The sequence below is a fragment of the Nocardioides sp. NPDC047086 genome, assembly GCF_040643685.1.
GTDB lineage: Bacteria > Actinomycetota > Actinomycetes > Propionibacteriales > Nocardioidaceae > Nocardioides.
Map to the genome: position 1 here is coordinate 1 of NZ_JBEYUV010000032.1, position 13,710 is coordinate 13,710.

The 13,710-nt window shown below is 69.9% G+C and carries 14 protein-coding genes; 2 read left to right on the forward strand and 12 right to left on the reverse strand.

Translation table 11 applies throughout. The annotated features are described in order from the left end of the window. Positions 1-89: 89 nt before the first annotated feature. The 12 genes from ABZ796_RS20730 to ABZ796_RS20785 all read right to left on the reverse strand — a co-directional run bounded on the left by ABZ796_RS20730 (position 90) and on the right by ABZ796_RS20785 (position 11,669). Positions 90-620: a DoxX family protein gene (locus ABZ796_RS20730; protein WP_357339402.1), complete on the reverse strand. Its 531-nt coding sequence runs from the start codon at positions 618-620 to the stop codon at positions 90-92. Positions 621-704: 84 nt separating this feature from the next. After that, positions 705-1,265, reverse strand: coding sequence for an RNA 2',3'-cyclic phosphodiesterase (gene thpR / locus ABZ796_RS20735; RefSeq protein WP_357339403.1), 561 nt, complete (start codon positions 1,263-1,265; stop codon positions 705-707). Positions 1,266-1,298: 33 nt separating this feature from the next. Continuing rightward, positions 1,299-2,033 carry a VIT family protein gene (locus tag ABZ796_RS20740; protein WP_357339404.1) on the reverse strand — a complete coding sequence of 245 codons (735 nt, stop codon included), beginning with the start codon at positions 2,031-2,033 and terminating at the stop codon, positions 1,299-1,301. Continuing rightward, positions 2,017-2,517: a hypothetical protein gene (locus ABZ796_RS20745; protein WP_357339406.1), complete on the reverse strand. Its 501-nt coding sequence runs from the start codon at positions 2,515-2,517 to the stop codon at positions 2,017-2,019. The genes ABZ796_RS20740 and ABZ796_RS20745 overlap by 17 nt, the downstream gene beginning before the upstream one ends. Positions 2,518-2,519: 2 nt before the next feature. Next, positions 2,520-3,758, reverse strand: coding sequence for an amidohydrolase (locus ABZ796_RS20750; RefSeq protein WP_357339407.1), 1,239 nt, complete (start codon positions 3,756-3,758; stop codon positions 2,520-2,522). 40 nt (positions 3,759-3,798) lie between these two features. Next, entirely contained in the window at positions 3,799-4,971 is a 1,173-nt protein-coding gene (locus tag ABZ796_RS20755) for a M20 family metallopeptidase (RefSeq protein ID WP_357339408.1), read from the reverse strand. Further along, complete coding sequence (locus ABZ796_RS20760) at positions 4,968-6,176, reverse strand: PLP-dependent aminotransferase family protein (RefSeq protein ID WP_357339409.1); 1,209 nt, start codon at positions 6,174-6,176, stop codon at positions 4,968-4,970. The genes ABZ796_RS20755 and ABZ796_RS20760 overlap by 4 nt, the downstream gene beginning before the upstream one ends. An 11-nt stretch (positions 6,177-6,187) precedes the next feature. Continuing rightward, the gene (locus tag ABZ796_RS20765) at positions 6,188-7,369 is read right to left on the reverse strand and encodes a Xaa-Pro peptidase family protein (RefSeq protein ID WP_357339411.1); all 1,182 of its coding nucleotides are present in this window, start codon (positions 7,367-7,369) and stop codon (positions 6,188-6,190) included. Between the two features lie 170 nt (positions 7,370-7,539). Then, entirely contained in the window at positions 7,540-8,685 is a 1,146-nt protein-coding gene (locus ABZ796_RS20770) for an acyl-CoA dehydrogenase family protein (protein ID WP_141796132.1), read from the reverse strand. 48 nt (positions 8,686-8,733) lie between these two features. Next, positions 8,734-10,101, reverse strand: coding sequence for an MDR family MFS transporter (locus ABZ796_RS20775; protein ID WP_357339492.1), 1,368 nt, complete (start codon positions 10,099-10,101; stop codon positions 8,734-8,736). 118 nt (positions 10,102-10,219) lie between these two features. Continuing rightward, positions 10,220-10,921 (reverse strand): hypothetical protein, encoded by a 702-nt coding sequence (locus ABZ796_RS20780; RefSeq protein ID WP_357339413.1) that lies wholly within the window; start codon positions 10,919-10,921, stop codon positions 10,220-10,222. Positions 10,922-10,967: 46 nt separating this feature from the next. Beyond that, positions 10,968-11,669 (reverse strand): NAD-dependent deacylase, encoded by a 702-nt coding sequence (locus ABZ796_RS20785; RefSeq protein ID WP_357339415.1) that lies wholly within the window; start codon positions 11,667-11,669, stop codon positions 10,968-10,970. A 178-nt stretch (positions 11,670-11,847) separates the two neighbouring features. Here ABZ796_RS20785 and ABZ796_RS20790 point away from each other — a divergent pair, with 178 nt between their 5' ends. Together ABZ796_RS20790 and ABZ796_RS20795 are read left to right on the forward strand one after the other, a co-directional pair. Further along, positions 11,848-13,011: a beta-1,3-glucanase family protein gene (locus ABZ796_RS20790; RefSeq protein ID WP_357339416.1), complete on the forward strand. Its 1,164-nt coding sequence runs from the start codon at positions 11,848-11,850 to the stop codon at positions 13,009-13,011. An 84-nt stretch (positions 13,012-13,095) separates the two neighbouring features. After that, complete coding sequence (locus ABZ796_RS20795; protein WP_357339418.1) at positions 13,096-13,506, forward strand: hypothetical protein; 411 nt, start codon at positions 13,096-13,098, stop codon at positions 13,504-13,506. The last annotated feature ends 204 nt before the right edge of the window (positions 13,507-13,710 follow it).

Consider the following 13,710-nt stretch of genomic DNA (forward strand, 5'->3'; position numbering starts at 1 on the left):
GCTGCGTAACGACGGCCGTATCTGGGTGCCCAAGAAGGGTCTCGACACGCCTCCGCCTAGCGGCTCCGGCGGCTCGACCAGCGGGGGGGTCAGGCCTTGACGGTGACCGACTCCTCGACGTGCGGCGGGACCTCGGCGGCCTCGGCCTCGGCCGACTCGTCCCGGGCCCGGCGCTTGGCGGCGCGTGCCTTGAACGGCCAGGTGAGGAGCTGGTCGAGGGTGATCCGGCCGGGGGCGACCATGCCGAGCACGAGGGCGGCGACGCCGAGCGCGGCGGGGAGCTCCCAGCCGCCCTGGTCGACGAAGACCTCGGTGGTGCGATGGGCGTACCAGATCGCGCCGGCCATCTGAGCGGCCAGCAGCACCCCGGCGATCGGGGCGAAGAGGCCGACGGCCAGCAGAGCGCCGCCGACGAGCTCGATGTAGGTCGCGACCTGGGCGGCGATCGCGGGCTCCGGGACACCCAGGCCGCCCAGGAACTGCTCGGTGCCGGCGAAACCCTGGTCGTACTTCTGCCAGCCGTGCGCGACGAAGATCCCACCGACCACCACGCGGGCGGCAAGCAGTACGACGTCGTTGAAAAGTCCGGTGTAGGCGTTGCGCCCCACTCGACGACTCATGTCCGGTTCTCCTCTGGTCAGGTCAGAAACTGGCCGCACACGGTAGCGATGTGGGGTTCCGAGCGGTACCGCCCGGGGCTTGTCTCAACCGAAGGGGAACTCTGCTATGACCTCGTGGACCGGATGCTTCCTCGGTCCCTCGCCGAGCCGCGAGTGCACCAGCGCGAACGACGAGACGGTCCAGGTCGGGCCACGGTAGGCATCGAGCAGCCGTACCCAGTTGCTGAGCTCGACCGGCGTACCGGTGCGGGCGAGTGTCAGGTGGGGACGGAACCGTCCGCCGTCCACCTCGGCGCCGGCCTTGACCAGCGCGTTCCTGGTCCCGGCGGCGACCCGGTCGAGCTCCTCGCCTGCGTCGGTCTCGACGCCGGCGTAGAGGACCTTGCCCTCGGCCACGTTGGGGAAGGCGCCGCCGCCGGTGACGGTCAACTCGAAGGGCGTACGCCGCCCCGCGGCCGTCTCCAGCCGCTCGATCGCGTCATCGAGGGACCTGTCGGGGACGTGCTCGGCGAAGGCGAGCGTCAGGTGGAGCTGGTCGGGCGCCGACCAGCGAAAGGCGGCCGCGGCGCGGCGTACGGACAAGAACTCGTCGAGATCCGCAGATACCGACTCCGGCGGGATCACCGCCACGAACATTCGATTCATCACTGTCCATTGTGCCCGGCGGTCGGGGCCGGGTCACCCGAGTTGTGTGCCGAGGAGGTCGCCGACGACGTAGGTCACCAGCATCGCGAGCAGGCCGCCGGCGACGTTGCGCAGCGCCGCCCGGACGGGTGGCGCGTAGCCGAGGCGCGCGCTGGTCCAGCCGGTGACCGCGAGCGCGACGGTGACCGTGAGGATCGTCGCCCAGATGCGGGCACTGTCGGGGAGGAGTGTGATCGCCAGCAGCGGCAGCAGCGCCCCGAGCGTGAACGAGATCATCGACGCCCCGGCCGCCGCCCAGGGCGAGGTGAGGTCGTCGACGTCGATCCCGAGCTCCAGGGCCGCATGGGCGCGCAGCGCGTCCCGCTCGGTGAGCTGACGGGCGACATCGACCGCGGTGTCGGGCTCGAGACCGCGGTCGCGCAGGAACCCCTCGAGCTCGCGGAGCTCCTCCTCGGGCGTCTCCCGCAGCTCGCGGCGCTCCTTGGCGATCAGCGACTCCTCGGTGTCGCGCTGGGTCGAGACGGAGACGTACTCCCCCGCCGCCATGCTGATCGCGCCGGCCACCAGGGCGGCGACGCCGGCGATGAGGATCGTGCTGTCATCGGTGGTCGCGCCCGCGACACCCATCACCACCCCGGCGGTGGAGACGATGCCGTCGTTGGCTCCGAGGACGCCTGCGCGCAGCCAGTTGAGCCGATTGTTCAGGCCCTCGGCCCGCTCCTCGGCGTCGCCGTGCCCCGCGTGGGCACCCTCACTGTGGAGCGTCACTGCTCGCCTCGCCGGGGACCGGCTCCTGCGGGTTCTCGCAGAAACGGACCGGGCCGCTCTCGCCGCCGTGATACTCGTAGGTCTTCCCCGCAGCCTCGAGCACCACGCGGACGCCGTCGGTCAGGACCATCGTGTACATCTTCCCGGGCTCGGGGCAGCCGAGGCTGCCGTCGCGCCAGGTCACTTGGTCGTGGGAGACGACGGTGATCTCCTCGCTCTTCACCCCCTGGCGCTTGGCCAGGTCGGCGATCGCAGCTGCGACCTGCGGGTCCTCGGCGGGCGTCGGACTGGACGATGTGGGCACATCAGACACGTTAGCGCCTGGGTCGGTCGCCTCGGAGCCACATCCGGCCAACGTCGGCGCCAGGGTCAGCGCCAGAACGGGAAGCAGGTACGCCGCGGGGCGGATCCTGCGCTTGTCGGTGCTGGTCTCGGTGGGGGTCATACCCATGGGTACGTCAGCGGTTCGAGGTTCGTTGCGCACGATCAGCTCCCGAACCGCGTCACACGCTCGCGCGTGCGCCCGCCTCCGCGCCCCGCATCGGCCTCGCTGTCCCAGGTGTAGACCTCGGTCCCGGTGATGAAGACGCGCTCGGCGCGGTGGTCGGTGTCGAGGGGGTCTCCGGACCAGATGACCACGTCGCCGTCGAGACCCGGCGCGATCGCGCCGACCCGGTCGTCGAGGCCGAGGAAGCTCGCCGGGTTCGTGGTGATCGCGGCCAAGGCGGTCTCGCGCGGCAGGCCGTCGCGTACGGCGAAGGAGGCCTGGTGGACCAGGAAGTTGATCGGGATGACCGGGTGGTCGGTGGTGATCGCCACCCGGACACCGGCGGCGGCCATGGCGGCGAGGTTGCGGTTGGCGCGGTTGCGCACCTCGACCTTCGAGCGGGACACGAACATCGGGCCGTAGATGACCGGGATGTCCTTCTCCGCGAGCACGTCGGCGAGCAGGTGGCCCTCGGTGCCGTGGTTGACCACGAGGCGGTAGCCGAACTCCTCGCTCAGCCGGATGGCGGTGGCGATGTCGTCGGCGCGGTGGGTGTGCTGGTCCCAGGCGAGCTCGCCGGCGAGCACGCGGGCCAGGGTCTCCTTGCCGAGGTCGCGATCGAAGGGCTCGCCCTTCTCCTCGGCGGCGGCCGCCTTGGCGGCGTAGTTCTGGGCGTCGACGAAGGCCTTCCTGATGACGTTGGCGACGCCGAGCCGGGTCGACGGGGTCTTCTTCTGGTCGCCGTAGACACGCTTGGGGTTCTCGCCGAGGGCGCTCTTGACCGAGACCGCGTCGGAGACGACCTGCTCGTCGATCGTCCGCCCGCCCCAGGTCTTGATCGCGACCGTCTGGCCGCCGATCGGGTTGCCCGACCCGGGCTTGATCACCGCCGTGGTCACCCCGCCCGCGAGGGCGTCGCGGAAGCCCTCGTCCTCGATGTTGATCGCGTCGATCGCCCGCAGGCCAGCGCCGTCGGGGTCGGTCATCTCGTTGGTGTCGTCACCGGCCCAGCCCTCGCCCTCTTCGTGGGTACCGATGTGGCCGTGTCCCTCGACGAATCCGGGGAGCAGCCACTTTCCCTGCGCGTCGATGGTGTCGATGCCGTCAGGGATGGCGACGTCTGCTCCCACCGCGGTGATCACCCCGTCCTCGATCACGACCGTGCCGTTCTCGATCGGCTCGCCCGAGACCGGGACGACGTACGCACGGGTGATGGCGACAGAGGAACGCTGAGTCATGGCGGTCATCATGCCGGTCTCCGGCAGTCTGTCGATGTCTTTACCGTGAGCGCGGCGCCGTCCGTCGACCGTGGTGCTGGAAGAGAGAGGCATAGACGCGTGCGGCAATGGCCAGCTCGGTGATCTCGACGCTCTCGTCGGGGCGGTGGGCCTGCTCGGCGACGGAGCCGGGACCGAGCACGACGACCGGGATGCCCACGCTCGCGATGAAGCCGCCGTCGCAGGCAGCCGTCCAGCCGGTGGGCTCAGCGGGCCGTGCTCCGGCTGCGGTCAGCGCTGCGGCGACTTCGTCGACAATCCGATCGTCGACAGGGGTCTCGAAACCGGGCATGTCCATGGTCATCCGCACGTCGAGGGTGAGACCGCGGGCGGCAAGGCCGAGGGCCTCCAGACGGCGCTCGACCTCCTTCCGTACGTCCCCTGCGAGCTCACCCGGGAGCAGGCGGCGGTCGGCGGTGATCCGGCAGCGTGCGGCGACCGTCGAGGTTGCCTGGCCGCCCTCGACGGTGCCGACGCTCCAGGTGGCCGGACCGCACAGCGGGTGCGGGCTCGCAGCCAGCTCGTCGTGCCAGCGCTCGATCTCCGCGATCACCTGGGCCATGCCGTGGATCGCGTTGTGGCCGTCGGACGGGTTCCCGGAGTGGGCGGCCAGGCCGGTGAGGGTGATCTCCAGGTAGGCGTCGCCGCGGGCGGCGATCACGGGCTGGAGACTGGTCGGCTCGACGACCACGCAGGCCGAGTGGCTATTTGTCGATAAATCACGGCGGACGAAGTGGCGGATGCCCAAGCCGAGCTCCTCCTCGTCGACGAGCACGGCGAGGGTGATGGCGGGCCGGTCCAGGGTTTTGTCGACTGTGGACAATGCGACGATCGCAGCCGCCAGGCCGCCCTTGGTGTCGGCGCTGCCGCGCCCGTGCAGCCGCCCGTCGCGTACGTCACCGGAGAACGGGTCGCCGCTCCAACCGTCGCCGGGCGGGACCACGTCGGAGTGGCTCACGACGAGCAGGCCCGGACCGGGCCCTCTCCCGACCCGCGCGATCAGGTTCGCGCGGCCGGGCGCGACCTCGTCGAGAACGACCTCGAACCCTCGCCGTCGACACTCCTCGGCGAGCACCGCGACGGTCGCGGCCTCCTCCCCCGGCGGGTTCTGGCAGCGGGCGCGTACCAGTCGCTGGGCGAGCGCGACCACCTCCTCGGGATCGACCGCCGTCACCGCGCCTCCCGGGCGAAACGGTCGACCGCCCGGCGCAGCCGGGCGATGCCCTCGGCGATCCGGGCAGGCGGGGTGGAGGCGAAGCAGAGGCGCATCGCGTGCGGGAAGAGCCCACCGGGCGAGAACGCGTTGCCGGGGATCAGCGCGACCCCCTCGGCGAGCGCGACCTCGAACAGCGCGGTGGTATAGACCGGCGGGTCGAAGGTGACCCAGAGGAAGAAGCCGCCGTCGGGGTCCGTCCAGGTGGCACGGTCCTCGAAGTGCTCGGTCAGCGCCGCGCGCATCGCCTCCTTCCGCTCCTTGTAGACAATCCGCTGATCGGCGACGTGGGCGTCGAACCCGCCGGAGTCGAGGAAACCGGCGAGCTGCCGCTGCGCCGGCAGGTTGGTGCAGGTGTCCATCGCCTGCTTGGCGTTGATCAGGAGCTGCCCCAGCGACGGGTCGGCGTCGACCCAGCCGACCCGCAGCCCGGGTGCGACGGTCTTGGAGAAGGTGCGCACCGAGAAGACCAGCGGGTCTCCCTCAGCCAGCTCGTGCAGCGTCGGGAGCGGATCACCGGCGAACCGCAGCAGACCGTAGGGGTCGTCGTCGATCAGGATCGAGCCCCACTCGCGGGCGAGCTCGATGAGCCGGACCCTCCGCTCCAGCGACAGGGTCGCCCCGGACGGGTTCTGGAAGGTGGGGATGGCATAGATCGACTTCGGGCGGCGGTCGGTGCGGCGTACCTCTGCCTCCAGCCGCTCCACGTCGAGGCCCTCCTCGTCGACCGGGATCTCGAGGAGGTCTGCGGAGTAGGAGAGCGCGGTCGCGGTGCCGTTGGTGTAGGTCGGCGCCTCGATGACGACCAGGTCGCCGGGGTCGGTGAAGAGCTTGTGGACGAGGTCGAGGCCCTGCATCCCGCCGGAGGTGATGGTGAGCCGGTCGGGTGTGGTCGCGTCGCTGGTGCCGGCCAGCTGGGCCAGCAGGGCCTCACGCAGCACCGGGTCGCCTTCCGTGGCGGCGTAGTCGAAGGCGTGCGGCTCCAGCGGGACCTCGGCCAGCGCGGCGGCCGGGATCGAGTCCTGGGCCGGGCTGCCCATCGCGAGGCGGACGATGTCGTGGGTCTGCTCGGCCAGCAGCGAGGTGCTCGAGTCGATCACCGACCCGACGAGCTGCTCGCTGCGTGCTGCCAGGGGCAGCCGGGCGTCCGTGCGGATTGCAGACAAGGTGACGCTCCTCAATCGTTGATGATCAGCTGACGCGGCATCGAGGTCAGCGGCTCGGGCAGGTGCTCGGTGACCAGGACCGACTCGGAGAGCTCGTAGGCCCAGCCGTCCATCCACATCCCGAGGATCACGTGGAAGGCCATCCCGGGCTCGAGAACCGTCTCCTCGCCGGCCCGGAGGCTCACCGTCCGCTCGCCCCAGTCGGGCGGGAAGCCGACCCCGATCGAGTAGCCGATCCGGGAGTCCTTGCTGAGCCCGTGGGCGGCGATCACCCGGGTGAAGGCGGCATGGACGTCGGCACCGGCAGCCCCCGGCTTCATCGAGCCGAGGGCTGCCTCCATGCCCTCGGCAGTCGCGGCGGCGCAGTCGAGGAGCTTGGCGGACGGTGGGCCGAGGCAGACGGTGCGGGCGAGCGGGGCGTGGTAGCGGTTGCGTACGCCGGCGAGCTCGACCGTGGTGGCCTCACCGCGCCGCAGCACCCTGTCGGTCCAGGTCAGATGGGGTGTGTCGGCGCTGTCGCCGGTCGGCAGCAGGGGCACCAGCGCCGGATAGTCACCGCCGACGCCGCCGACGCTGACCGTCTGGGCGGCCTGGATATCGGCGACGACGTCGCACTCCCGCCGCCCCGACCGCACCCCCGTCAGCGCCGCGGTCATCGCCCGCTGGGCGACCTCGCCGGCGGCCCGCAGCTCGTCCTGCTCGGCGGGCGACTTCACCAGGCGTACCCAGTTGACCAGCTCCTCGCTGTCGACGATCCGCGTGTGCGGAAGGGCCCGCTGCACCGCCAGGAAGCCGCGCACCGGCAGATAGTGGGCGTCCAGCTCCATCGCGACGACCGCATCAGGATTGTCGACAAATAGATTGAGCTCCCGCGCCTGTGCGGCGATGTGGTCGTAGGGATGGATGTCGGGCCGGTGGACCAGCTCCTCCGGATAGGCATGGATCCGCTCCTCCGGCAGCACCGCCGTATGCGTCGCGCCGTGCGCGTCCATCGCCCGCAGGAACAGGTGCGGCTCACCGCGAGCCGGCACCACCGCACACTGCGGTACGTAGAACGACCAGGCGTTGTAGCCGGTCAGGTAGTAGAGGTTGGCCGGGTCCGCGACCACCAGCGCCGACCAGCCCCGCTCCACCATCCGCTGCTGCACGTTCCCCAGCCGCTCCGCGAACTCCCCGGGGCCGAAGACGCTCACCACACCAACACCGTTCCCGCCACCAGATCATCGTGACCGAATGCGCTGATTGTTGACAATAGACAGCGCGAGATTTCAACAGGCCGTCGCAGCGTCGAAACACCCCGAAACACACCGACGGGCGCCCACCTCGAGGTGGACGCCCGTCAGCGACGTACGAAAGAGACGACTCAGAAGCCGAGGTCGCGGCCGATGAGCTCCTTCATGATCTCGTTGGAACCGGCCCAGATCTTGGTGACGCGGGCGTCGCGCCAAGCGCGAGCGACGCGGTACTCGTTCATGAAGCCGTAGCCGCCGTGGATCTGGACGCAGTGGTCGAGGACCTCGGACTGCGCCTGCGAGGACCACCACTTGGCCTTGGACGCCTCGACCGGGGTGAGCTCACCGCGGGCGTGGGCGGCGACGCACTTGTCGACGTACGCCTCGGCGACCTCGATCTGGGTGACCAGCTCGGCGAGCAGGAACTTGTTGTGCTGGAAGGCACCGATGGACTGGCCGAAGGCCTTGCGGTCCTTGGCGTACTGCACGGTCTCGAGCAGGATCTGCTTGGCCTGCGCGATGTTGGCGACCGCACACGAGACGCGCTCCTGCGGGAGCTCCTCCATCATGTGGATGAAGCCGCGGTTGAGCTCACCGATGATCTCGGCGTCGGTGACGCGGACGTTCTCGAAGAAGAGCTCGGCGGTGTCGGACTCCTCCATGCCGACCTTGTCGAGCTTGCGGCCGCGGGAGAAGCCCTCCTTGGTCGCCTCGATCGCGAAGAGGGTGATGCCCTTGGCGCCCTTCTCCGGGTCGGTGCGGACCGCGGTGATGACCAGGTCGCAGGAGTAGCCGTTGGTGATGAAGGTCTTGGAGCCGTTGATGACCCACTCGTCGCCGTCGCGGACCGCGGTGGTCTTCAGCGCGGCCAGGTCGGAGCCGCCGGAGGGCTCGGTCATGCCGATCGCGAGCAGGATCTCACCGGAGGCCACGCCCGGGAGCCAGCGCTGCTTCTGCTCCTCGGTGCCGAGGCGGACCAGGTAGGGAGCGGTGATGTCGGAGTGGATGCCGACGCAGGTCGGGTAGGCCGCGCCGATCTTGGCGAGCTCCTCGGCGAGGACCGCGTTGAAGCGGAAGTCCTCGGCGCCGGCGCCGCCGTACTCCTCCGGGATCGCGAGACCGAGGAAGCCGTTCTCGCCAGCCTCCAGCCAGAACTCGCGGGGCAGCGCCTTGTCGGCGATGTGCTTGTCGGTGTGGGGCTTGACCGAACGCTCCAGCCACTGCTGGACGGAGGCTCGGAAGTCCTCGTGGTCTTCCTCATAGTGGTCGCGCTTCAGCATGCCTCGGAGTCTACGACGCAGTGGTTACCCGGTGGTAACCACTGTTCATCTGGTGATCCGGACCGGCGTACGCCAGGCCACCAGCAGCAGCGGAAGCGAGACGACCAGACCGACGAGGAAGACGACATGCAGCGCCGGCGCGAGGACATCGGCCGGCAGGGCTTCGAGCGGCGGCACCTCTCCCCCGGCGTACTCATGCCTGACCAGCCCGTTCGCGACCGCACCGAAGAGCGCGACGCCCAGCGCCGAGCCGACCGAGCGGGCGAACATGTTGGACCCGGTCGCCACCCCGCGCACCTCCCAGTCGACCGCCGACCCGGCGGCGACGATGCCCGGGTTGACCGACCAGCCGAACCCGAGACCGAGCACGAAGCACGGGATCGCCAGGTGCCAGATCGACGAGTTCTCCCCGACCGTCGCCAGCACCGCCCCGCCCAGGAGGACGAGCAGCGCCCCGAGCCCGACGGCGGTCCGGAAGCCTCGGGACAGGTAGATCCGGCCGGCCGTGGCGGCGGCGATCGGCCAGCCGATGCTCATCCCGGCGAGCGCGAATCCGGCCACCAGCGCCGAGTGACCGAGCACGCTCTGGGCATAGAGCGGGACGTACGTCGTCAGCCCGAGCATCACCACGCCGACGATCAGGCTGGCGGCGTTGGCCGGCGCGAGGACGCGGTGGCCGAGGACCCACGGCGGCAGCACCGGGTCGGCGGCGCGGCGCTCGACGAACCCGAAGGCGACCAGGGCCGCGATGCCCACCGCGAAGATCGTGAGTGAGGCCGGCGAGGCCCACCCCCAGGCGTGCCCGCCCTCGAGCAGCCCGAGCAGCAGCGCGATCCCGCCGACCGTCAGCAGTCCCGCACCGGCCCAGTCGATGGCCCGAGGATCGGTGGCCGGCCGGCGGTCCTCGTGGAAGTGCCGCAGCAGCCACAGCGCGACCGCCCCGAGGGGCAGGTTGATCAGGAAGATCAGCCGCCAGTCGAGGTAGTCGGCGAAGACCCCACCGAGCGTCGGGCCGACGATGGCGGCGGTGGCCCAGACCGAGGCGACGTACGACGTCGCGACCGCCCGCTCCTCCAGCGTGTAGATGTCGGAGACGATCGTCATCGCCATCGGCTGGATCGCCCCGGCGCCGATCCCCTGGATCGCCCGGAAGATGATCAGCGCGGTCAGCGACCACGCCAGCCCACACAGCAGCGACCCGACCAGGAACGCGACGACCCCGGCGATCATCACCGGCTTGCGGCCGAGCCGGTCGGCGACCTTGGCGTACAGCGGCGTGGTCACCGCGGTCGCCAGCACGTAGATCGAGAAGAGCCACGGGAACTGCTCGAAGCCGCCGAGGTCCTTGACCACGCTCGGCACCGCGGTGGCCAGGATCGTCATGTCGATCGCGACCAGGCTCAGCGACACCATCACCGCGAGCAGGATCGGCCCGCGTTCGCTCCGAAGTCCTACAGAGCTGCGCGTGGGTCTGATCGAGGTAGGCACATTACTTAGCAATCCTCACGACCACGGATTCATTCCTAGGCAGTCACTTCTCCAGCTCGGCGAGGTCGAAGACCTCGTCGGCGGGGGGCTCCTCGACCTGGAACTCCTTGTCGAAGTCCGAGAAGGTGAGCTCGCCGGAGCTGCCCTGGGTCCACTTCACGATCCGGTGGGGCTCCGAGGCCAGGACGTACGTCCGGCTCTCGGTCTCGCCGTGGGTGACGTCGAGGCGGACGGAGGGGCCGTCGGCGGCCATCGCCGGACCGATCGCCTGGGCCTCGGCCTCGGCCGGGACCATCTGGGCGGTGAGGCTGTCGATGCTGCAGAAGGCGCGCAGGCTGGCCAGCTCGCCCTCGAGCTTCACCCACTTCTTTCCGACCCGCTCGGCGATGCGCTCGCCCTCGCCCTTGGCGGGCGCGATGGACTTCCAGAACTCCTTGTCTCCCTGGTACCAGGCCGAGCCGTCGATGGAGCGCAGCGAGATCTCGCCGTCGCCGATGCTGACCTTGCCGACGCAGGCGTCGTCGGCCGAGACGTCGAGGTCGACGGTGATCTTGGTGCTCTGCGAATCGAGCACGTCACCCTCGACGTGCACGGTCTTGATGTCGTGCATCGCGGTGCGGGCGTCCTCGGCGATCTGGTTGCCGGGCTCCTTGGCGTACTCACGCGCCTGGGACAGCGATCCCTCCTCGTCACCACAGCCGGCGAGAGCGCTGGTCAGCGCGACGATGAGGGCAGTCGTGAGCACGGCATGGCGAAACACGCGGCCTATCGTGACAGAGTTTACGAAGGGGTCAACGCGCGAGGGCCTGAACGTCGGCAACCCACTCGGGCACCAGCTTGCCGGCCGGCCCCTGACGGGCATCGTCGAAGAGGTGCGAGGTCTCGGACGAGTCCAGGTTGAGCTCGAGCGTCTTGGCCCCGGCGCGGGCGGCCATGCGTACGAAACCGGCGGCCGGGTAGACCGCGCCGCTGGTGCCGATCGCGACGAAGAGGTCGGCCTGGGCGAGTGCCCGCTCGATCAGGTCGAGGTCGTAGGGCATCTCGCCGAACCACACCACGTCGGGCCTCAGCGTGTCGTTGCCGCACCCCGGGCAGGCCGGGGCGTCGGCGAGGTCGTCATCCCAGGCGAACCGGCCCTGACAGGAGTCGCAGAGGGCCGAGAGCAGCTCGCCGTGCATGTGCACCACCCTGCGGGAGCCGGCGCGTTCATGCAGGTCGTCGACGTTCTGCGTGACCACCAGGAGCTCGTCGCCGAGGACCTGCTCGAGCCTGGCCAGCGCGATGTGGGCCGGATTGGGCACCACCGCGCGCAGCTCGCGGCGGCGGTCATCGTAGAACCGATGGACCGTCGCGGGATCGCGATGGAACGCCTCGGGCGTCGCCACACTGTCGACGTGGTGACCCTGCCAGAGCCCATCGGCATCGCGGAAGGTCGCGAGACCGCTCTCGGCGGAGATCCCGGCTCCGGTGAGCACGACAACTTTCACAAGCATTCAGGCTAGCGAGGTTGACGAAACATCCGCTGCCCCCGGAAGGCGGTTTTGGTCACGTGATCGGCATTTGTGATCGAACCGACGCCGTCCCGACGCCGCCGGCCAAGGGTATGGACTTTTACTGTAAAGGACCCTTACTGTAATTCGCGTTCCTACAGTTCCCCACTCGGGAGGTCCCATGCTGACCAGACGATCTGTACTCGCCGCCACCTCTGCCGCCGTCGCCGTGCCGCTCCTCGGCGGGACCGGATGGCAAGCCGCACAAGCCATGCGCCCGCAACGGCTCGGAGCCCAGGCCGGCATCCAGCTCCGCTTCGCCAACCGGACCGGCGCGTACGACAACGCCTCCATCCACTTCTACATCGTCGGCACCGACCTGGCGACGGGCGCGCAGTCCCGGGTCACGCCCGAGGGCACGCTCGTGCCCGTCTCTCTCGCCGACAACGGCGCCGACGGCTACGCGGACTACGCGATCCCGTTCGCGGGCAGCGGCGACACGCTCTCCCAGATCCCCGCCGACATGTCCGGCCGGATCTACTTCTCGCTCGGCGACAAGCTGAAGTTCAAGGTCAACGAGGGCAACGCACTCGCCTACCCGGCGGCGTGGGTCGAGTCCGACCCCAGCTACGGCGTGCTCCACGACTGCGTCGAGTTCACCTACAAGAGCGGCCGGATCTACTGCAACACCACCATGGTCGACATGTTCAGCGTCCCGCTCTCGATCGCGCTGACCGGTGAGCAGTCCCCGACCACCGGCACCCTCGTCGAGGGCGGCCGCGCGAAGATCTTCTCCGCCGTCTCGGCCTCCTCCGACTTCGGCTCGCTGGTGGTCGACGACCGCCGGATCATCGCGCCGGGACACGGGCTGGACGCCGGGAGGTTCTCCTCGACGTTCTTCGACTCCTACATCGACCAGGTGTGGTCGACGTACGCCGGCAAGGACCTGGTCGTCAACGCCAACAACACCACCTTCCGAGGCAGGGTCAGCGGCGACCAGTTCGTCTTCGACGGCGGGGTCAAGGCCTTCAGCCGGCCCTCGACCCGGGACGTGCTCTTCTGCGACGGAGCGCTGGCCGCACCCAACGACGGCATCACCGGTCCGGTCGCCGCCGTGCTCGGCGCCGGCTTCAACCGGACCACGCTGCTCGCCTCCGCCGACCAGCCCACCGGCGACCCGGGCGGGTTCTACCAGGGCCCGCCGGTCCATGCGTACTCCAAGGCGATGCACGACAACACGGTCGACGGGAAGGCCTACGGGTTCGCCTTCGACGACGTCGGCGGCTTCGCCTCCTACGTCGAGGACAACGCCTCCGAGATGGCGGTGACGCTCACCCCGTTCTGACGCTCCGATCCGACGGCGTCCCCTCTATCGGGGATGGCCCGCTCGGTCGGTCCGCCGCGCCTCGAGGGCCCGTACGGTCGCACCATGTCGTACGTCGTCCTCGTGGCGTGGCTCGTCCAGGCCACGGTCGGAGTCCTGCTGCTGACGGGCTGGTTCCGGCACGGTCGCGTCCGTCCACCGGTGGTGCTCACGCACGTCGGCCTCTCCGTCCTGGGGCTCGCCTCCTGGACCGCGTACGTCCTGGCCGGCCAGATCCTCTGGGCGTGGGCCGCCTTCGCGCTCATCACCGTCGGCAACGGCTTCGGCGACAACATGCTGCTGTGGCGTACGCGACGGATGGGTGGCAGCCACCTCTCGACGGTCAACACCTACAAGCTCGCCCTCCGCTCGATGTTCAAGGGCCGGCTGCCCTTCCGGGTCAGCTTCCACGCCGTGTTCGCCGGGGTCGTCTACTTCTCCACGCTGGCCCTCTGCATCGTCGAGACCGTCTCCTAGACGTTCGGCTCAGCGGCGGATTGGCGGTGCGATGCACCGCCGCTGTCGGGATACTGACCCCATGGGTGCGGGTGGCGCGGTTCTGATCATCGTCGAGGTCGGTCACCGACCAGCGCCACAGCTCCTCGTGGGCGGTCATCTCCAGGTCCCGCTCGCGGGCGAGCCAGGCCAGGAACTCACCGACGCGGGAGGTGGAGAGCACGT